The sequence below is a fragment of the Anaerosinus sp. genome, assembly GCF_965318445.1.
The window spans coordinates 27648-48836 of record NZ_CBDNNH010000021.1; the positions used below are offsets into that span (position 1 = coordinate 27648).

Annotated in this window: 20 protein-coding genes and 3 tRNA genes; all 23 read right to left on the reverse strand. The window is 37.4% G+C overall.

Going from position 1 to position 21189, the window contains the following annotated elements; all coding sequences use genetic code 11:
- Nucleotide 1: 1 nt before the first annotated feature.
- Nucleotides 2-1021, reverse strand: a complete 1020-nt coding sequence (gene mltG, locus ACWZFG_RS10605; protein ID WP_177505894.1) for an endolytic transglycosylase MltG — start codon at nucleotides 1019-1021, stop codon at nucleotides 2-4.
- Between the two features lie 496 nt (nucleotides 1022-1517).
- Complete coding sequence (locus ACWZFG_RS10610) at nucleotides 1518-1838, reverse strand: DUF1292 domain-containing protein (protein ID WP_177505893.1); 321 nt, start codon at nucleotides 1836-1838, stop codon at nucleotides 1518-1520.
- A 90-nt stretch (nucleotides 1839-1928) separates the two neighbouring features.
- Nucleotides 1929-2342 carry a Holliday junction resolvase RuvX gene (gene ruvX, locus ACWZFG_RS10615; RefSeq protein ID WP_177505892.1) on the reverse strand — a complete coding sequence of 138 codons (414 nt, stop codon included), beginning with the start codon at nucleotides 2340-2342 and terminating at the stop codon, nucleotides 1929-1931.
- Nucleotides 2343-2360: 18 nt separating this feature from the next.
- Nucleotides 2361-2612: an IreB family regulatory phosphoprotein gene (locus ACWZFG_RS10620; RefSeq protein ID WP_147670637.1), complete on the reverse strand. Its 252-nt coding sequence runs from the start codon at nucleotides 2610-2612 to the stop codon at nucleotides 2361-2363.
- Nucleotides 2613-2730: 118 nt separating this feature from the next.
- Nucleotides 2731-5349 carry an alanine--tRNA ligase gene (gene alaS / locus ACWZFG_RS10625; RefSeq protein ID WP_455577618.1) on the reverse strand — a complete coding sequence of 873 codons (2619 nt, stop codon included), beginning with the start codon at nucleotides 5347-5349 and terminating at the stop codon, nucleotides 2731-2733.
- Nucleotides 5350-5567: 218 nt separating this feature from the next.
- Nucleotides 5568-5801 carry a hypothetical protein gene (locus ACWZFG_RS10630; protein WP_177505890.1) on the reverse strand — a complete coding sequence of 78 codons (234 nt, stop codon included), beginning with the start codon at nucleotides 5799-5801 and terminating at the stop codon, nucleotides 5568-5570.
- Between the two features lie 118 nt (nucleotides 5802-5919).
- On the reverse strand, nucleotides 5920-6117 hold the full coding sequence (locus tag ACWZFG_RS10635) for a hypothetical protein (protein WP_147670643.1): 198 nt from the start codon (nucleotides 6115-6117) through the stop codon (nucleotides 5920-5922).
- Between the two features lie 186 nt (nucleotides 6118-6303).
- On the reverse strand, nucleotides 6304-7407 hold the full coding sequence (gene mnmA / locus ACWZFG_RS10640; protein ID WP_177505889.1) for a tRNA 2-thiouridine(34) synthase MnmA: 1104 nt from the start codon (nucleotides 7405-7407) through the stop codon (nucleotides 6304-6306).
- Nucleotides 7408-7425: 18 nt separating this feature from the next.
- Nucleotides 7426-7815, reverse strand: coding sequence for a Fe-S cluster assembly scaffold protein NifU (nifU, locus tag ACWZFG_RS10645; protein WP_147670647.1), 390 nt, complete (start codon nucleotides 7813-7815; stop codon nucleotides 7426-7428).
- 24 nt (nucleotides 7816-7839) lie between these two features.
- Nucleotides 7840-9027 carry a cysteine desulfurase NifS gene (nifS, locus tag ACWZFG_RS10650; protein WP_147670649.1) on the reverse strand — a complete coding sequence of 396 codons (1188 nt, stop codon included), beginning with the start codon at nucleotides 9025-9027 and terminating at the stop codon, nucleotides 7840-7842.
- Nucleotides 9028-9040: 13 nt separating this feature from the next.
- Nucleotides 9041-9463 carry an RrF2 family transcriptional regulator gene (locus tag ACWZFG_RS10655; protein WP_177505888.1) on the reverse strand — a complete coding sequence of 141 codons (423 nt, stop codon included), beginning with the start codon at nucleotides 9461-9463 and terminating at the stop codon, nucleotides 9041-9043.
- A gap of 163 nt (nucleotides 9464-9626) precedes the next feature.
- Nucleotides 9627-9702 (reverse strand) — tRNA-Trp (locus ACWZFG_RS10660).
- A gap of 11 nt (nucleotides 9703-9713) precedes the next feature.
- Nucleotides 9714-9788 (reverse strand) — tRNA-Gly (locus tag ACWZFG_RS10665).
- A gap of 5 nt (nucleotides 9789-9793) precedes the next feature.
- Nucleotides 9794-9870, reverse strand: a tRNA-Asp gene (locus ACWZFG_RS10670).
- Nucleotides 9871-10072: 202 nt separating this feature from the next.
- Nucleotides 10073-10654: an orotate phosphoribosyltransferase gene (pyrE, locus tag ACWZFG_RS10675; RefSeq protein ID WP_177505887.1), complete on the reverse strand. Its 582-nt coding sequence runs from the start codon at nucleotides 10652-10654 to the stop codon at nucleotides 10073-10075.
- Nucleotides 10651-11367 (reverse strand): orotidine-5'-phosphate decarboxylase, encoded by a 717-nt coding sequence (gene pyrF, locus ACWZFG_RS10680; RefSeq protein WP_177505886.1) that lies wholly within the window; start codon nucleotides 11365-11367, stop codon nucleotides 10651-10653. The genes pyrE and pyrF overlap by 4 nt, the downstream gene beginning before the upstream one ends.
- 16 nt (nucleotides 11368-11383) lie before the next feature.
- Entirely contained in the window at nucleotides 11384-12307 is a 924-nt protein-coding gene (locus tag ACWZFG_RS10685) for a dihydroorotate dehydrogenase (protein ID WP_177505885.1), read from the reverse strand.
- On the reverse strand, nucleotides 12307-13068 hold the full coding sequence (locus ACWZFG_RS10690) for a dihydroorotate dehydrogenase electron transfer subunit (protein WP_418626545.1): 762 nt from the start codon (nucleotides 13066-13068) through the stop codon (nucleotides 12307-12309). Before ACWZFG_RS10690 ends, ACWZFG_RS10685 begins: the two co-directional genes overlap by 1 nt.
- Nucleotides 13061-16285, reverse strand: a complete 3225-nt coding sequence (gene carB / locus ACWZFG_RS10695) for a carbamoyl-phosphate synthase large subunit (protein WP_177505883.1) — start codon at nucleotides 16283-16285, stop codon at nucleotides 13061-13063. Before carB ends, ACWZFG_RS10690 begins: the two co-directional genes overlap by 8 nt.
- 3 nt (nucleotides 16286-16288) lie before the next feature.
- A complete protein-coding gene (gene carA, locus ACWZFG_RS10700; protein WP_177505882.1) occupies nucleotides 16289-17353 on the reverse strand; it encodes a glutamine-hydrolyzing carbamoyl-phosphate synthase small subunit in 1065 nt (354 codons plus the stop codon).
- A 20-nt stretch (nucleotides 17354-17373) separates the two neighbouring features.
- Complete coding sequence (locus ACWZFG_RS10705; protein WP_147670665.1) at nucleotides 17374-18663, reverse strand: dihydroorotase; 1290 nt, start codon at nucleotides 18661-18663, stop codon at nucleotides 17374-17376.
- Nucleotides 18647-19606, reverse strand: a complete 960-nt coding sequence (locus tag ACWZFG_RS10710; protein ID WP_147670668.1) for an aspartate carbamoyltransferase catalytic subunit — start codon at nucleotides 19604-19606, stop codon at nucleotides 18647-18649. The genes ACWZFG_RS10705 and ACWZFG_RS10710 overlap by 17 nt, the downstream gene beginning before the upstream one ends.
- A 404-nt stretch (nucleotides 19607-20010) precedes the next feature.
- Nucleotides 20011-21066: an HD-GYP domain-containing protein gene (locus ACWZFG_RS10715; protein WP_147670670.1), complete on the reverse strand. Its 1056-nt coding sequence runs from the start codon at nucleotides 21064-21066 to the stop codon at nucleotides 20011-20013.
- Nucleotides 21067-21189: the final 123 nt, after the last annotated feature.

Here is a 21189-nt window from a genome sequence, read left to right on the forward strand (position 1 = left end):
TTTATCCTATCCTATCTATCGCTAGAAGATGTTCTTCATATGTTTTGCTAAAATGGTGCTTTCCATTCTTATCAGCAACAAAATATAAATAATCCGTTGGTGTTGAATATAAAACTGCCTTGATTGATTCTACTCCTGGGTTTGCAATCGGGCCCGGCGGCAACCCCATATTTTGATACGTGTTATATGGAGATTCTATTTTTGTATCTTGTAATGATAATTCCGGCTTAGGAAAACCTAGAATATACTGAATTGTCGCACATGATTGCAAAGGCATATGCTCTTTTAAACGATTCATGAACACTTGCGCAATAATTGGTCTATCTTCATCCACTTGCGCCTCTTTTTCGACTAAAGAAGCCAAAATAACAAGCTCTCGAATAGAAAGTCCCATTTGATTTGCGCGCTCTCTCATCTCTTCCGTCAATTTATCATTAAATTCCTTTGTCATAATGCCAAGAATTTCTTTTGATGACTGTTTACGTGAAAACTGATAGGTATCAGGGAACAAAAACCCTTCTACACGATACTGCGCTTGAGAATCTAAAGAAATATATTCATATGGAGCAAAATCTTTTGCGGCTTTTTCAAAATCTTTTTGTGTTGTTATCCCTTTTTCTTCTAATATCTTACCAATTTGATTGATATTATATCCTTCTGGAACCGTAACTCTAATTTCATTAGCAGAGATTTCTCCTTTGACAAGTATATCAACGATTGTACTGTATGACATATCTTTTGAAAAAGCATATTCACCAGCTTTTAATTCACTATCTAAAGCATTCATTTTTGCAATGATTTTAAATCCAATCACACTATCAATCACATTTCGTTCATAAAGTAAATTTGCTACATCATCTGCAGACATCCCAGATTTTACTGTAATATAAACATCTCCATGATGCTTTACATGCGTCTGATGCATAAAACCGTAGGTAAACATAAAAAAAGAAAATGCTAAAAAAACAGTTAAAATAATCCATGTGGATATTTGTTGTTCATTTTTCCTTATCTCTAGCATCCCTTCACCCCCAAATGAATTCCAATTAAATTAATTACATTTTATAAATCTTCTTTAGTAACACTAATATTCAATCCTATATGCTTAATAAAATAATTGATATTGACTCTATGTAAATCATCTCTACTTTCATTTTATGAATTCACTATCTTACAGAAAATCTTTAATTTATTCGATGATTACTATTCATCTAACAAAAGTAAGCGACTCATACAAAATCAAAGATTTCACTGCATCACTTCACAAATTCCTTTTTCTATAATTAGAGTTAAGTCTTACATTATAAAAATGATACAAAATCCAACATTATATCTTATTGATTATAACAAAAAAAAACATTATTTTAAAGATAATCACATAAAAAAATCGGGGAAAAATCCCCGATTTAAAATGTAATTAAACCTTATTTAATTTAAATTCAGTATCATAATCGTCTCAAACTACAATACTTAAAAAGAATCTAAACAGATTAGAACATCTCACTCTTATGTTATTGTTATTCTTCTTCCTCAGCCATTAATTCGTCATAGGCTTTTTGTACTTCTTCAAATTCTTCATCTGTAGGATCTACATAAACTTCTTCACCATTTTCGTCCAAATCAATTCTAGCGATGAAAACATCTTCATCGTCACAACCACAATCACATCCGCAGTCATGCTCTTCATCTTCATTAATACCAACTAAAAGTGCAAATTTTTTATCGCCAACAGGAATGATAAGTTCTTCACGATAGTAAAATTCATTTCCCTCTTCATCTGTCATGACAACAACTAATTCATCTTGTTCATCAATAACTTCTTTTTCTTTATCAGCCATTTAATTCACCTCATTAAATTATTTTCTTATATTCTTAACAAACTTTGCCCCTTCATAGTATACTAGAAAAGTTTAGCTGTCAAGAAAGATTCACCCTCTACTATCTAAATATCCCTGTAATATAAAGACAGCTGCCATTTTGTCTATCACCTTGCGTCTTTTTGCTCTGCTGACATCTGCAGCAATCAAAGACTTCGTTGCTGCTACTGTCGAAAGTCTTTCATCCCAAAAAATAATTTTTGTTCCTTCAATTTTGTCAACAATTAATTCAGCAAATGCCTTTACAATTTCAGCTCGTGGACCAATTGTTCCATTCATATTTTTTGGCATTCCAATAAGTAATTGATTTGTTTCATATTCTGCCATTAATTCTTGTAATCTTTTCAAATCTCGCTCTAAAGAAGTTCGACGTATAGTCTCCACTCCTTGTGCAGTAATCATCAAGGCATCACTTACGGCTATGCCGATCGTTTTATCCCCTACATCGAGTCCTAATATTCGCATTTTTTCTCCTTACAAATCCTATTTCTCAATATAAGATCGTATAAACTCTTCTAAAAGTTCATCACGTTCTATCTTTCTGATCTTACTTCTGGCATTATTATAACTCGTAATGTAGGTAGGATCTCCAGAGAGTAAATATCCAACTAATTGATTAATTGGATTATATCCCTTTTCCCGCATAGCTTGGCATGCTTCTTCAATCACAACAGACGCCTTCGGAGCATCTTCTGTTCCTACTCTAAACATCATTGTTTCTTCCATATTTGCCATCTAGCATCACCCTCTCCAATAGTATCGACTTATATTACATATATATTCGTGCTTGACCTACTATTTCCCTTCAAAATATAAAAATAGGACAGATATTTATCTGCCCTATTTATTTTCATTAAATACCAAGTTGCTCCTTAATAGTTGCAACTGCCATATCGAAAGCTTCGCCCGTTTTTTCTGGCATTTTACCACCGGCTTGCGCCATATCCGGACGACCACCACCGCCACCACCAGCAACTTTGGCTGTCGCTTTCACAATATTCCCTGCATGAATTCCTTTTTTAACTGCTTCTTTGCTAACTTTGACGACAAAGTTTACTTTTTCGTCGCCAACAGCTGCAAGAACAACTAAACCACCATTTAATTTATCGCAAGTAAGATCAGCTAAATTTCTTAATTCATCCATATCAGCAACTTGAGCTTTACCGATAATTGCTGGAACTCCGCTAAAGTCTTGTACCGCTAACAGTAGTTTTTGTGCTTCTGCTTTCGCTTTCATCGCACTCAATTCGTTTAAGCTATGCTCTAGCTCTTTTACATTAGCTAAAACTGCATCCAAGCGCGCAACAATTTCTTCTGGACGAGTTCTTAACATATCAGAAACTGTATTTAATGTAGCCAATTTTCCATTAAAGTATTCTAATGCTGCCTCACCAGTAATCGCTTCAATACGCCGCACTCCTGATGCTACTCCAGCTTCGCTAATAATTTTAAATGTACCAATCATTGCTACATTATCAACATGAGTTCCACCGCACAACTCTTTACTATAATCACCAACAGATACAACGCGAACTCTGTCTCCATATTTCTCCCCAAATAAAGCCATAGCCCCCATAGCTTTTGCTTCATCTTGTGAAGTTTCAAAGATTTCAACATCGGTAGCTGAAAAAATCACATTATTTACAATTTTCTCAACTTCTTGCATCTGCTCTGCTGTAACTGGCTCAAAATGTGAAAAGTCGAAACGTAAACGTTCTGGACTAACAGATGACCCCGCTTGATTTACATGCGCACCAAGCACACGCTTTAATGCAGCTTGCAATAAATGTGTTGCCGTATGATTGCGCGCCGTAGCTTTTTTCGCTGACAAATCAATAGCAATTGTTACTATATCACCAACCTTAATGGTCCCCTCTACAACATATCCAATATGATAAATCGTACCATTCGGTAATTTTTTCGCTGCTGCAACTTCAACCTTGCCTAATTCCGTCTCAAATACACCGCTGTCTCCAACCTGTCCGCCACCCTCTGCATAGAAAGGTGTAACATCAAGGATAATTCCAGCCTCTTCCCCATCATTTGCATTATCAACCATTTCTCCATCTTTCCAAATACAAATAACCTGTGCCGATTGAGCTCTCATATCAAAAGTAAGTTTTTCTGTATCAAGCCCACTTAAATCCGGAATAGAAATACGTTGATTTTCTTGGCGTGCTGCACGTGCACGTTCTCTTTGCTGCGTCATGGCTTTATCAAAAGCTTCTTTATCTAAAGAAAGACCATTCTCTTCAAGAATTTCAGCAGTTAGCTCCCAAGGAAAACCAAACGTATCATATAACTTAAATGCAGCTTCCCCACTAAGTACTACTTTATCTGCTTGTTTTAATTCATCGATATGATGATTTAACAATTCTATACCTTGTACTAAAGTTGTATGGAAACGTTCTTCTTCTAAACTAATTACCTTTTTAATATAATCTTGTTTTTCTAATAATTCTGGAAAAACTTCATCAAAAATTTCAACAACTGCATCTACAGCACCAGTTAAAAATGCACTTTCAATTCCCAATAAACGACCATGGCGAATCGCTCTGCGAATAATTCTTCTAAGTACATAGCCACGACCTTCATTAGAAGGCAAAATACCATCTAAAATCATAATTGTCATGCTTCTTGCATGGTCGGCAATAACTTTAAGTGAAATATCATTTTTTTCATTTGTCCCATATGCAACATTAGATATATTACTTGCATACTCAATAATTGGGAAAAGTAAGTCCGTTTCAAAATTAGATCGTTTATTTTGTAATACTGATGCAAGACGCTCTAATCCCGCACCTGTATCAATATTTTTCTTTTCAAGTGGAGAGTAATTTCCTTCTTCATCCCTATCAAATTGAGTAAAGACAAGATTCCAAATCTCTAAGAAACGGTCACAATCGCATCCTACTGCACAATCTGGACTTCCGCAACCACGTTCTTCACCTAAATCTATATAGATTTCTGAACATGGACCACATGGGCCTGGCCCGATCTCCCAAAAATTATCTTCTAGCTTTACAATATGTTCAGGGTTTACGCCAATTTCTTCGGCCCAAATTTTATACGCTTCTGCATCATCTGGATAAATCGTTACCCATAATTTATCTTTCGGCATTTCTAAATGCTCAGTTAAAAACTCCCACGCCCAATGAATTGCTTCACGTTTAAAATAGTCGCCAAAAGAAAAGTTTCCTAACATTTCGAAGAAAGTTTGATGTCTAGCTGTACGCCCAACGTTTTCTATATCACCCGTTCTTACGCATTTTTGACTTGTCGTAATTCGCGTATGAGGGGGCTTCATTTTTCCAGTAAAAAAAGGTTTAAATGGTGCCATTCCTGCACCTATCATTAATAAAGTGGGATCGTTTTCTGGTATTAACGATGCACTTGGTAATCTTAAATGTTCCTTACTAGCAAAAAACTGCAAATATTTCTCGCGCAGTTCCCTTCCACTCATAAATTTCAAAACAATCTACCTCCACTACTGTTTAGGGAATTATCCAAAATATTATACGAAATTTATTCAATAAAGTCAACGCTTAACCTACTTAGCATAACCTAGACATAATAAACCGTATTTTTATATAATACCATAAAAAAACATAAAAAAGGTAGCACAAAGCTAAAATATTTATAAAATAATAAGAAAAATATCAGCCAACATTTGTCAGCTGATATTTTTTCTTACAAATCTTTTAAAATTCGATGGCTACGTGCTTGAATATACTTGCGTGATTTATTTCTCGGCTTATGCTCATGATTATGTGAAGAACAATGACAATCTGATTGTTCATCTCCTACAAATTTTTTCAATTCATTCATCATTGGACATTTCTGCGCTAGTTTATCCCAATTTATTGCAACTACAGCCCCCATAATACCGCCCCAAAATACACCTTGCAAAAATTTCCCCTGCATAATATTTATTGCCTCCCTTATGAGTTTTGCAATTCTTCTTCCTGTAGTTTTTCTATAAAGCGCAATAAATATACAATAAAACATAAAGAATATATCTAAAAGATATATTCTTTATGTTTTATTGAGCAACCTCTACATTATCTTTTAGTGTGGAATCCTCTGGTATAGCAATTAACGTACCGTCATCTTGAACATTGTATATCTTTATTGTATCATTTTTACATTCAAACTCTATACAACAGTCCTTACAATAATATTGACCAATACCAACCTTACCTATGCCACGTTCGCCACAAACAGGACAAACAAGCACCATTCTCACCTCACGCCTTTACAAAAATATGTAAAGAATTTTCGCTTGTCAATACAACCGTACTAATATTATTACCAATATAAACGAATTTTATTGATAAGTAAATAAAATTTTTTATCTCGTTTAAACAAAGATAAAGCGTTAAACCATTGCTGTCCTATCTAAAAAGATCCTTACAAGAATCAATAACTAGCTTTTAGGCACTACGGATTTAATAATTGTCGCACCGCCAACCACATTTTCCCCATCATAAAAAACAACAGATTGGCCTGGAGTTATCGCACGCTGTTTTTCAGCAAACTTCACACGAATAATATCTTTATTTATCGGCGTAATCACAGCCTCGCCTTCCTTAGCTCCATATCTTACTTTTGCCGCAACGCTAAGAGGCTCTGTAATCTCATCTACCGTAATCAAATTTAAATCGGTTGCAATTAATTCATCAGCAAATACCTCTGTGTTACTACCAACAATCACCCGATTTTTTTGCATATCTAAGCCGATGACATACAATGGATTAGACGCCGCAATTCCCAATCCTTTTCTTTGCCCAATCGTATATAATGGAACACCTTTATGTCGTCCTAATACGTTGCCCTCAATATCAACAATATCGCCAGCCTTTAATACTTTCGGCGCTTTATCCTCCAAATAAGCTTTATAATCATCATTCGGTACAAAACAAATTTCTTGACTATCAGGTTTATTGGCTACCGGTAAATTAAACTCGGCCGCCATTTTCCGTGTCTCTATTTTTGTATACTTACCAAGCGGCATCATAAAATGATGCAATGTTTTTTGATTTAAGTGATAAAGTGCGTAAGATTGGTCTTTCGTCACATCAATCCCTTTACGTAACACATATCGTCCTGTATTTTCATCTCGTTCAATCCTCGCATAATGCCCAGTAGCTACAAATTCTGCCCCTAATTCAAGCGATCGCTTAAGCAGCCCTTCAAATTTAACATAGCGGTTACAAGCAATACATGGATTAGGTGTTTTTCCTTTTGCATATTCAGAAATAAAATAATCTACCACTTTTTCTTGAAACATATCACGAAAGTTCATTACATAATGAGGAATTCCAATTGTATCTGCAACTCTTCTTGCATCATCAACCGCTGATAAAGAACAACAGCCTCGATCAGCATCTATATCAAAATCACGACTATCATCACTGAGACGCATCGTAACACCGATTACCTCGTAGCCCTCATGTGCAAGAAGGGCAGCAGTTAAAGAACTATCTACCCCTCCGCTCATGGCTACAACCACTTTGGGTTTAGCACACATATTAATGAATCACCTTTCTTACTCCGCTTTCGCGTGTTTCTTCATATAATCCTGTATCGCTTTATGCATTGCATCTGCAGCTAAGTTTGAGCAATGCATTTTTACCGGAGGAAGTCCTCCCAAAGCTTCTGCTACTGCTTGATTTGTCACGGTTAAAGCATCTTCTAAAGTTTTCCCCATTACCATCTCAGTAACCATACTACTTGTTGCAATCGCTGCTCCACATCCAAAAGTTTTAAATTTAACATCCTTAATAATATTATCTTCTACCTTTAAATAAATACGCATAATATCGCCACATTTTGCATTGCCAACCTCGCCTACACCATCAGCATCTTTAATTTCCCCTACATTACGAGGATTTGCAAAATGATCCATCACTTTTTCTGTGTATACACCTTCTGCCATAACTAACACCTCTTCTAATCTTTTTTATTTTTTCATTAAGCCTTCAGAGTTTTCTTCACAAAGCATCGACATACTACGAAGTCTATTCACAATTTCAGGTAAAACCTCCAAAGTGTAGTCAATATCTTCTTCCGTATTCATTTTCCCTAAAGTTATACGAAGTGAGCCATGCGCTGTTTCATGAGTCAGCCCTAGTGCTAATAAAACATGGGATGGATCTAACGACCCCGATGTGCAAGCAGACCCACTTGAAGCTGCTATCCCCTTCATATCCAAATTCAATAGCAATGCCTCACCCTCGATAAAACGAAAACTTAAGTTCACGTTACCCGGCAAGCGTTTTGTTGGATGTCCATTTAATTTTACATTTGTAATTTTTTCTTGAATTCCCTGAATCAATTTATCACGCAAGCTTGCTAACCGCGCCGCTTTTTCTTCTAAATCGCGTTTTGCATTACGCGCCGCAATTCCTAAGCCAACAATCGCTGGCACATTTTCTGTTCCGGCACGTAAGTTTCGCTCTTGCGCTCCACCCATTTGAACCGCTTCGATTTTCACGCCACGTCTAATATAAAGTGCACCGATTCCTTTCGGCCCATAAAATTTATGTCCAGACAAAGATAATAAATCAATATTCATCTCCTGTACATGAATTGGTACATTTGCCACAGCTTGTACCGCATCCGTATGAAAATAAATCCCTTTTTCTTTTGCAATCGCACCAATTTCTTTGATTGGTTCAATCGTACCAACCTCATTATTGGCAAACATTATGCTAATTAAAATCGTCTTTTCGGTAATTGCTGCCTTTACATCTTCTAAACGAACCATGCCGTATTCATCCACTGGTAAATAGGTAACTTCAAATCCATGTTTTTCTAACCATTGGCAAGTATGCAAAACCGCATGATGTTCGATTTGCGAAGTAATAATATGATTCCCGCGTCTTTGGTTTGCAAATGCAATTCCTTTTAAAGCAAAGTTATCACTTTCACTTCCACCACTTGTAAAAAATATTTCATTACTATTTGCTGCACCAATTAAATCAGCAACTGCTTCACGCGCTTCAGTTACCTCTTTGCGTACTTCACGCCCAAAGGCATGAACACTAGAAGGGTTTCCAAACTTCGTTGTCATATATTCAATCATTGCCTTAGCAACACTTTCATCCGTTGGAGTCGTTGCTGCATGGTCAAAATAAATTTTTCTCATTAGAGCCATCTCCTTATTTCTTTTCTTCACGGCATAAATCCGCTAATGTGATGGAATTCAAAACTTCATTAATGCTATCGCAAACCTTTGCCCATACACCACGTGTAACACAAGCTCCAGCCTTTTTACAATAACGATTATCTTCTGCATCTGTAAGCAAACAATCAACAAGAGCAATCGGACCCTCCATTGCAATGATAATATCACCAACGGTAATACCTTTAGGATCTTTTGCTAAAATATATCCACCCTGAGCACCACGAATACTCGTTACATAACCAGAGTTGCGCAAAGTACAAATCAATTGTTCTAAATAATGCTCAGAAATTCCTTGCTTTTGCGCAATACTTTTCAATGAAATTGGACCTTCACCATAATGCAGAGCAAGCTCATACATTGCAGCTACACCATAGCGCCCTTTCGTTGATAACTTCACAAACCATCTCTCCTGTTATCACTTTTTATTTCCGACTAAAACAATCGGTTTTATGAGTATTAATATATCAAATATTTTTTATCTTGTAAAGAGATTTTATTCATCGAAATCTTTCATTTGAATATAAAAAAAGAATTCCTTACGGAATTCTTAAGATTTAGTCTGGCAGGGGCAGAAGGACTTGAACCCTCAACCAATGGTTTTGGAGACCACTACTCTACCAATTGAGCTATACCCCTATATGTACTTCTGGAGCGGAAAACGAGATTCGAACTCGCGACCCTCGCCTTGGCAAGGCGATGCTCTACCACTGAGCTATTTCCGCATAAATGGCGACCCGAAGGGGACTTGAACCCCTGACCTCCGCCGTGACAGGGCGGCATTCTAACCAACTAAACTACCGGGCCACACTATATAATCAGCCTGACAATTAAATATTTTAAACTAAATATATCTAATTGTCAATTACTTTTATATAAAACAAATTTACCTAAAGAAAAATACACAAACGAGAATTTACTCTACTTGCTCTATTATAAATACTAAAATTATATATTAAATAAATTTGTGCATAGAAACAATCATAATATTCCTATGCACAAAAATAAATTATTTATTTAAATTACGGCTACCACGTTTTGTCATTTGCTCTCCAGCCTGGCATAATGGACATGCTTCTGGTTTGTAAGTAGTTACTGTTAAGTTTAATAGCGCTTGGTATGGCACCCCACCAAAATCAACTTTACCACCACTGCGATTTACAAGCATACCGATTCCGACAGGAATACCACCTTGCGCTTTTACCGCATCAACAACCTCTTTTACCGAACCACCTGTTGTTACGATATCTTCAACAATTAAGACTCTTTCACCCTTTGCTAATTTAAATCCACGGCGAAACGTCATTTTCCCATCTTCGCGTTCAGTAAAAATCGCCCTCGTTCCTAAAGCTTTTCCCACCTCATGCGCAAGCAGAATCCCGCCTGTTACAGGCCCAACGACTACTTCGATATTTTGATCGGCAAATTTATCAGCTAGCGCCTTACATAAGCTTTCCGTGTGTTTAGGATGTTGTAAAACTTGAAACTTTTCCACGTACATCGGACTATGTAAGCCTGACGTTAAAAGAAAATGTCCTTCCATAATCGCCCCAGTTTGAATAAACAGCTCTTTTACCTCTGCTTCCGTCATCGTATCCTCTCCATTTCTGCAATTATTTTTTGCGCGGCTGCTTTCGGATCAGCAGCCGCTGTAATTGGGCGCCCCACAACGAGATGACTCGCACCATTTTCTAATGCACTTGCCGGCGTAGCAATACGACTTTGATCATTGACCGCTGCACCAACAGGGCGAACACCTGGAGTAACAATAAGAAAATCATCTCCACAAGCCTGACGAATCAATGCAGCTTCACGGGGCGATGCCACTACACCATCTAACCCAGCCTCTTTGGTAAGCTTAGCCAATCGCACCACTTGTTCCTGAATTTTCATTGTCTGACCTAAACCTTGCCAATCGGTTTCATTCATACTCGTTAAAATAGTTACAGCGATCAGCTTTGGTCTTGGTGTATTTAAGGTATACGCTTGTTTTTCTAAATTTTTTACAGCGGTTTTCATCATTGTATACCCGCCTGTTGCATGTACATTCAGCATAGTAATGCCAAGTTTCATCAATGAAGCCAAGCCTTGCGCCGTCGTATTGGGAATATCATGTAGCTTTAAATCAAGAAAAATTTCTTTTTTCTGCTCGCGTAAATACGCAATCACTTCCGTTCCCACACTATAAAACAGCTCCATACCAACCTTATAATAGATCACACTATCCCCTAGTTCCGTGACAAGCGCTTTAACTTTATCCATATTATGAAAGTCTAAGGCTACAATTAATCTATGATCTGCCATCGCAAACCTCCATATTTTATTTATTTACCTTTAACTGTCCAACAAGTTCCTTTACATTGGACAATTGATGATCTTTTAAGTATTCTTGAATACCATCTGCAACTTCTTTTGCAATCGCTGGATTCACAAAATTTGCAGTTCCTACCGCCACTGCACTTGCACCAGCTAACAAAAACTCAATTGCATCTTCACTACTTGCAATCCCGCCCATACCGATAATCGGTATTTTTACTGCTTGTGAAACTTGCCATACCATCCGCAAAGCTACAGGTTTAACAGCTGGTCCAGATAAACCACCAATTACATTGCCTAAAATAGGTCTTTGCGTTTTAATATCAATCGCCATTCCAATCAACGTATTAATCATGGAAATTGCATCTGCACCAGCCGCTTCAACGGCTAACGCCATATCAACAATATCAGTAACATTCGGCGATAATTTCACGATTACAGGCTTTTTGGTATTCGCTTTTACTTCACGAACGACCGCAGTCGCACTATCCCTATTTGTTCCAAAAGCGATTCCGCCTTCTCTTACATTAGGACAAGATATATTAAGCTCAACAGCAGCTACACCATCTACATCAAGACGTTTCGCAAGTACACCATATTCTTCAACGCTACTTCCAGACATATTCACAATAATTGGCGCACGATATTGTTTTATTCGAGGTAAAATATCACTTAAAAAATAGTCTACACCCGGGTTTTCTAAACCGATGCAATTTAGCATTCCACTAGGTGTTTCCGCAATGCGTACACCTGGATTTCCACTTCGTGGCAACAAAGTCGTTCCTTTTACTACAATTGCCCCGATTTCATTTAAGTCAAGAAAATCCGCATATTCTTCACCAAAACCAAAGGTTCCTGAACCTGTCATCACAGGCGTTTTCATCTTTATTCCTGCAATTTCAACTGTGAGCATATCTTTCTGCTTCATCACAATACCTCCTCAGCCCAAAATACAGGTCCATCTGTACATACCTTTTTACGCTTTCCACCATTTTTACTTTCACACGTACATGAAAGACATGCTCCAATTCCACATGCCATATATTTTTCTAAAGAAACCTGACAAGGAATATTACTCTGTTTTGCAATTTTTGCTACGCTTTCCATCATGATATGCGGACCACAAACATAAATACGATCATATTCATTTTCCCTAAGCAATTCCGGAAGTAAATCTACCGTAAACCCTTTAAAACCAATAGAGCCATCATCCGTCGTAACATAAATTTGCTGAGCTAACTTCTTAAAGCAATCTTTCCAAAACATTTCTACCGTATTTTTCCCACCAAGTAAAATAGATGTACTTTGAGGATTAAATTGTTTTGCCAAATAAATAAGAGGCGCGATTCCCATGCCACCGCCCACTAAAAGTGGGCGCTGACAATTCAAATCAAAGCCATTACCTAAAGGTCCAAGGCAATTAACAATATCACCTTTTCGCAAAGTTGACAGCATCTTTGTCCCTTTGCCAACAATTCGATAAATCAAATGCAAAGTACCAGCTTTATCATCTACATCTGAAATACTAATAGGTCGGCGCAGTAATTCCGTCTGGGCAATTTTAAGATGAACAAATTGTCCAGCTTTCGACTGCCGTGCAATCTCAGGGACAGAAATCACAACTTCTTTTACACCATCAGAAATAAATGCATTAGCTAAAATCTCACCATCAATTGCATATTTAGGCAAGAGAATCCCCTCCACCAACATAATCTTGTAATGCTAGTGTATATACAAGGCGACGTTCACGCATAAAGTCTAAAACTCTTAATACTTCCCAAGCTGTATCCATAGAGGTTAAGCATGGAATCGCATGTTCTACCGTTGCACGACGAATTTTAAATCCATCACGTTCAGAACCACGACCTTGCGTTAAGGTATTGATAACCATATTAATTTTACCAGTTTTAATCATTTTGATAATATCCGGTTTATTTTCATGTACTTTATTTACAACTTCTACATTAATGCCTAATTCATTAATTGTTTTCGCAGTACCTGCCGTTGCAACAAGTTGGAAACCTAAGTCAGCAAACGCTTTTGCTAATTGTTTTACTTCCTCTTTGTCCTTATTAGCAACCGTGAACAAAATCGTACCTTGTGTTGGGATGTTCATACCAGCACCAGTAATCGCTTTATATAAGGCTCTCGCATAATGGTAATCAATCCCCATAACTTCCCCAGTAGACTTCATTTCAGGTCCAAGTGAAATATCTACATCTTGCATTTTAGCAAAAGAGAACACAGGGGCTTTTACTGCAATATGTGGTTTTTCTGGCAATAAACCCGTTTTGTACCCCATAGATTTTAATGTTTGCCCCATAGCAACACGCGTTGCTACATTCACCATTTTTACATCAGTGACTTTACTTAGGAATGGGATCGTACGGCTAGAACGGGGATTTACTTCGATTACATACACTTTGTCATCCATTACTACATATTGAATGTTAAGTAATCCTTTTACATTCAACCCCGTAGCTAAGCGTTTTGTGTAGTCAATAATGGTGAAAATTATTTTTGCCGATAATGTTTGTGGTGGATATACCGCAATACTATCACCAGAATGTACACCAGCACGTTCAATATGTTCCATAATGCCTGGAATCATTACATCAGTTCCATCGGAAATCGCATCAACCTCAACTTCCGTACCTTGCATATAACGGTCAACTAATACAGGATGCTCTGGTGTTACTTTTACTGCACGTCCCATATAATCCCGCAATTCTTCTTCGTTATAAACAATCTCCATTGCTCTTCCGCCAAGTACATAAGATGGACGTACTACTACTGGATATCCAATCTCATTCGCTGCAACAATCGCATCATCCGGAGTAGTTACACTTACACCTTTCGGCCGTGGAATACCGCTGTTTTCTAATAGTTCATCAAAACGTTCACGATCTTCCGCCCTATCGATATCATCTACTGACGTGCCAAATACTTTTACACCAGCTTTTGCTAAAGCACCCGCTAAGTTAATCGCTGTCTGTCCACCAAACTGAACGATTACCCCTTCTGGTTTTTCTTTATCAATAATATTTAATACATCTTCCGCTGTTAATGGCTCGAAATAAAGTCTATCAGAAGTATCAAAATCTGTACTTACCGTTTCTGGATTGTTATTTACGATGATAGATTCTATTCCCATTTCACGCAACGCCCATACCGAGTGAACGGAACAATAATCGAATTCAACCCCTTGTCCAATCCGAATTGGCCCTGATCCAAGTACCATCACTTTTCGCTTATCTGATGTAATCACTTCATCTTCTTGTGCATACGTAGAATAATAATATGGCGTTGCTGCTTCAAATTCAGCCGCGCACGTATCTACCATTTTATAACAAGGATAAATGTCAAAAGATTTACGAATCTTTCTGATTTCCATCATATCTTTACCGCAGATTTCCGCAATAGAACGATCAGCTAAACCAATTTTCTTTGCCGCAAGCATCAATTCTTCCGTTAACTCTTCTTTGGCAATACGATTTTCTACCGTTACAATATTATAGATTTTCCATAAGAACCATATATCAATTTTTGTAATCGTATGAATTTCATCTACTGTCGCAATCTCACGACGAAGTGCTTCAGCAATAACAAAAATACGTTCATCATCTTTATTTTTCAAAGCATCCATGATTTTCGCATCAGACCAACTATCCATATCATCCATATGCAAACGATTCACACCGATTTCCAATGAGCGGACAGCTTTTAAAATCGCGCCTTCAAAGGAACGGTCAATCGACATAACTTCGCCTGTTGCTTTCATTTGCGTACCTAGTTCTCTGTCAGCAAATACAAACTTGTCAAATGGCCAACGTGGAAATTTCACTACACAATAATCAAGCGACGGTTCAAAGCACGCCATCGTTTTTTGTGTAACTGCATTTACGATTTCATCCAAATGATACCCAATCGCAATTTTACTTGCCACTTTCGCAATTGGGTAGCCGGTAGCTTTAGACGCCAGTGCACTAGAACGACTTACACGTGGATTTACTTCGATTACATAGTACCGATCACTATTTGGGTCTAAGGCATATTGTGCATTACAACCACCTTCAATTCCTAATTCACGAATAATTCTAAGTGAAGCGCTTCTAAGCATTTGGAATTCGTGATCACTTAATGTCTGGGTTGGCGCAACAACGATACTATCACCAGTATGCACACCAACAGGGTCAAAGTTTTCCATATTACATACAGTGATACAGTTGTCATTTGAATCACGCATTACCTCGTATTCAATTTCTTTCCAGCCCGCAACACTGCGTTCAATCAATACTTGCCCAATCATACTATATTTTAATCCACGAATAACAATGGCAATTAAATCTTCTTCATTATCGGCAATGCCACCGCCAGTACCGCCCATTGTATAAGCAGGACGCACGATAATCGGATAGCCAATTTTTTTCGCAAAGGCAACCGCTGAAGCTACATCCTCAACAATTGTACTTTCAGGGATTGGCTCACCCAATTTTTCCATCGTTTCTTTAAATAATTCGCGATCTTCTGCTTTCTTGATTGCCTCAAGTGAAGTACCCAATAATTCTACTTCATATTTTTCCAGCACACCTTGCTCTGCCAAAGTTACCGCAAGGTTTAATCCCGCTTGACCACCTAACGTAGCCAATAAGCCATCCGGTCTTTCTTTGCTGATTACTTCCTCTAAAAATTCCGGTGTAAGCGGTTCTATATAAACTCTATCTGCAATATTGGCATCTGTCATAATCGTTGCCGGATTACTGTTTACCAATACAACTTCTAAACCTTCTTCTTTTAACGCACGACAAGCTTGTGTTCCCGCATAGTCAAATTCTGCTGCCTGCCCAATAATAATCGGCCCTGAACCGATAACAAGTACTTTACGCAAATATTCTTTTTTTGGCACGGATTATTCCCCCTTTGTTAGCATCGTCCAAAATTCATCAAATAAGTAGGTATTATCATCTGGCCCAGGTGATGCTTCTGGGTGATATTGTACCGAGAAAATAGGTAAGTCATTATGACGAATCCCCTCAACCGTTCCATCATTTACAGCACGGTGCGTCACTTGCACAGGTAAATTCGCCAAAGATTTTTCATCAACCGCATACCCATGGTTTTGTGAGGAAATATGCACACGCCCTGTGAGAAGATTTTTTACCGGTTGATTTGATCCACGATGACCAAATTTCAATTTATAAGTATCTGCCCCAAGTGCTAATGCAAGCAATTGATGTCCTAAACAGATTCCAAACATAGGCTTTTTGCCAAGCAGTTTTTTCACTTCGCCAATAATTTCTTTCAAGTCCTTTGGATCTCCGGGACCATTAGAAAGGAAAATCCCATCTGGATTCATTGCTAAAATCTCTTCAGCGGTCGTATCGGCTGGTACAATCGTCAAATTGCAACCAATTTTATGAAGCCCTTTAAGGATATTTTGTTTTATCCCAAAGTCCATCACCACAACATCCGGCCCATTATTCTCCATTTTATATACATTGGGCGTCGTAACTTCAGCTACGACATCACGTTTAATTGGTACCTTAAACAAGGTATCGATTTCTGCCTGCGTTGCAGTTTCCTTCACGATAACACCTTTCATCGTACCAGCAGAACGAATTTTTCGTGTGATTGCTCTTGTATCTACACCGTAAATACAAGGAATTTTATTTTCTGTTAAAAAGTCGCTTAATTGACTTTGGATTTGCCAGTTGCTTGGATTTATACAAAGTTCGCCAATAACAAATCCATTGACAAACGGCTTACGCGCTTGATTAAAAACATCGGCAACTCCATAGTTTCCAATCATCGGATAAGTTAACGTAACAATCTGACTACAATAAGATGGATCCGTAAGAATCTCTTGATACCCACTCATTCCTGTATTAAAAACAACTTCACCAGTCGATTGCACATCATTTAATAATGTTCCTGGAAATACTGAACCATCTTCTAAGATTAATTTACCTTTCAAACTAACACCTCCGTGATATATTAACAAGTAATTTGTCCATTTTTCATCACAATTTTACCATTTACGATTGTTGCTACCGCTTTTCCTTTTAACGTCTTACCAACGAATGGACAGTGCGTTCCCCGTGTATAGAATTTTTTATCATCAACAGCCCATTCTAGTTCTGGATCAAAGATAACAACATCTGCCACTTTGCCAACTTCGAGACTGCCTCGGTTTAAGTTAAAGACTTTTGCTGGATTACTTGACATTTTTTCGATGATTTCTGGAAGAGAGAATTTTCCGCTATGATAGAGCGATGTGAGGATTACGCCTAAAGCCGTCTCTAGACCAGGGAACCCGCTTGGTGCAAAGCGATATTCACGGTCTTTTTCTTCAAAAGCATGTGGAGAATGATCTGTTACAATCGCATCAATTGTTCCATCCTTTAATCCTTCCACCATCGCTTGGACATGTTCAGCCGTCCGTAATGGAGGATTTACTTTTGTCGAAGTATCAAAGTTATTTACTACATCATCAGTTAATGTTAGATGATGTGGTGTAACCTCTGCCGTAACTTTCACCCCACGTTTTTTTGCTTGACGTACTAATTCAACTGCCCCTTTTGTGCTGATATGCGCAATATGAATCTTTGCATCTGCATACTCTGCCAATAAAATATCCCTTGCTACTGCGATATCTTCTGCCACGGTTGGACGACCTTTCATTCCCAACATTGCCGAGTGAAGGCTCTCATTCATGATTCCATCCTCTACCAAGGAATCCTCCTCCGCATGAGAAATGATAATTTTGTCAAAGGTTCGTAAGTAATCTAACCCATTTAACAACAGTTTTGCATTCGCAACATAATGTCCATCATCAGAAAATGCCACTGCACCACATTCAGCCATATCACCAATTTCAGCTAACTCTTTACCTTCTTGCCCTTTGCTTAATGCCCCAATCACTTCAACTTTTACAACACCTTCTTGTCTTACCCGCTCTTTTAATCCATTTACTAAAATTGCAGCATCAACAACTGGTCTCGTATTCGGCATGCAAGCAACCGTTGTAAAGCCGCCTGCTGCCGCTGCCCTTGTACCTGAACCTACGTCCTCTTTTGCCTCTTGCCCTGGTTCACGTAAATGAATATGCATATCTATTAACCCCGGTGCAATTACGAGCCCCGTAGCATCAAAAACCTCCGCATCTTTCGCTGCAATACGACTTCCTATTTTCGCAATTTTCCCGTCTTCAATCAACACATCAGTAATTTTATCTATTTGTTGTACAGGATCAATTACCCGTCCATTTCTAATCATTAATTTCAAGGCTTTTCCCTCCCATCAGTACTAAAGTTAATAAAGCCATACGGATTGCTACACCATTTTGCACTTGTTCTTGAATTGCCGAATGATTACAGTAAGCAACATCAGGTGAAATTTCAAGACCACGATTCATTGGCCCCGGATGTAAAACAAGTACATCGTCCTTAGCTCTTGATAATCTTTCTTTATTTAGTCCGAAAATCCGTGCATATTCGCGCGGTGATGGGAATAAACCTGTTTTCTGCCGTTCTAATTGAATTCTTAACACATTGATTACATCAGCATTTTCTACTGCATCTTCAATCCTGTCATGAACAAATATTCCTTTTTCATTCTCAATAAATCTAGGCAACAAAGTTTTCGGACCAGCAATATGAACTTCTGCACCCATTTTCCTTAATCCCCAAATATCAGAACGTGCTACTCGACTATGTAAAATATCTCCGAGTATAGCCACCTTTAATCCTTTTATTTTATTTTTATGTTCTTTAATTGTAAACATATTTAACAACCCTTGTGATGGATGTGCATGTGCGCCATCACCAGCATTAATAATTGCTGGGCTTACTACTTTATCAGCATATTCGGCTGCTCCTTCGGCTTTATGACGCATAACAATTGCATCTACCCCCATTGCCTCTACAGTAAGGAGTGTATCACGTAAACTTTCACCCTTTACGATACTACTTGTACTCGCTGTAATATTTACAACATCAGCACCAAGATATTTTCCTGCTAATTCAAAGGAGGTACGCGTTCTTGTGCTTGGTTCATAAAATAAATTTATAATAGATTTGCCTCGTAGAGCTGGCACCTTTTTTATATCTCGGTTAATAATATTTTTCATTTCTTTCGCAGTGTCTAAAACCAGATTCATTTCATCCTCAGATAAGTATTCTAGACCTAGAATACTTTTGCCTCGTAAAGAAATATTGTTTTTTCCCAAACTAATCACTCCTCCTAATAATAAACTCCCTGCCAACGGCAAGGAGTTACATAGGCTTTGCTGGCAGAATAAACCACCAAAATCACCTTCCTTGCCGACCTCTCTGGATCACATTTAAAGGATAGTATTTGCAAAATATAAAGCAATAACACCCGTGCTTCAATATTTGTATTAATATCTTGTTTATAATTATACATGATTTATTGACATATTACTAATCAAGTCAACAAGTATTTAGAATTTATAACAAAATTGCAACAAAAAAAGCTTTCCTATGCGCAGGCATAAGAAAGCTAACTATTCCAGACAAATAAACCAGCTTCCTTCCTAGCCTCACAGGACTAAAATTAAAGGTGCTATATCGTTTTTCATAGAATATCATTTTAAGTACACTTTGTCAATATTTAAGGATTATACTCAACAATACTAATAGTATGTTCCCTATTTAAATCAATCATTTCCTCATCAGATATCTTAATCAGCGGCAAACTATCATAAGCATCAGCAAATTGCACAATAAGCCCTTTTTTCCCATTTGACAGTAAAACTTCCGAACCAATAAAAGCTTGACGTACATTAAGTAAAAATGGAATGCAAACTTTAGGATCCATTGTTGTATACATATTTGCCCCTATGATTTTCAATGTAGAAAAAGGTGTTTGTTTTTTATAAGATTCCCGCTCGCTTGTATATAAATCATAAAAATCAGCAACAGCAATAATCTTTGCATATTCATGAATCTCATTGCCCTTTTTCTGCAACGGAAACCCCGTTCCATCATTGCATTCATGATGTTGCAAAACTGCGTATTTAACCCCTTCAGGAATATCTTCTTTTTCTGCAATAAGCTTATAACCTTCTGTTGTATGACGTTCATATATTTTACGTTCCTCACCACTTAGACGATCGCTGTTTTTCATTACAATGTTTTTGTCAATTTGCGTCTTGCCAATATCATGTAAAAAACCTGCCAAGATTACATCTTTTATTTGCTGTTTATTATATCTCATCCATTTTGCTAAAACTCCTGCTAAAATAGATACACGGAAAGAATGATTATATGTAAAATTATCCATAGATTTCACTTCGTAAAGATAATCAATAACTCCGCTTCTCATTGCCATATTGGTCACTGTATGATCAATAATTCCTTTCACCTTATCTACTGGAACTTCTTTGCTTTCAGCAATTTGTTCAAATACATCTTCAACTTCTGTGAGAACCTCTTGATATTCAGCAACAAAAGCATGACTACGACTTAGGAATTTTTGCACCGCTTGCTGTCTTTGTTCAAATTCATCTTGAACATAAATATTCTTAATTCCCAAAAAGTGCATTCTAGTAATATGTGCCTCTGTCAAAAGCTTTCCTTTAGATAAAACAACCATCATATTATCATTAATGATTGTTCTTGCTAAAATCATTCCTGGCTTCACGTCATCTATTTTTATATTCCGCATCCAATTCACCGCTTTCATTCTTTGATAATATTAGAATAAATTCTAGATATATAATAAAAAATCCTTTTCGATTTCCCTATTACAAAAGACCCATTTTATTAAAGAAAGCTTAATTATTCTATT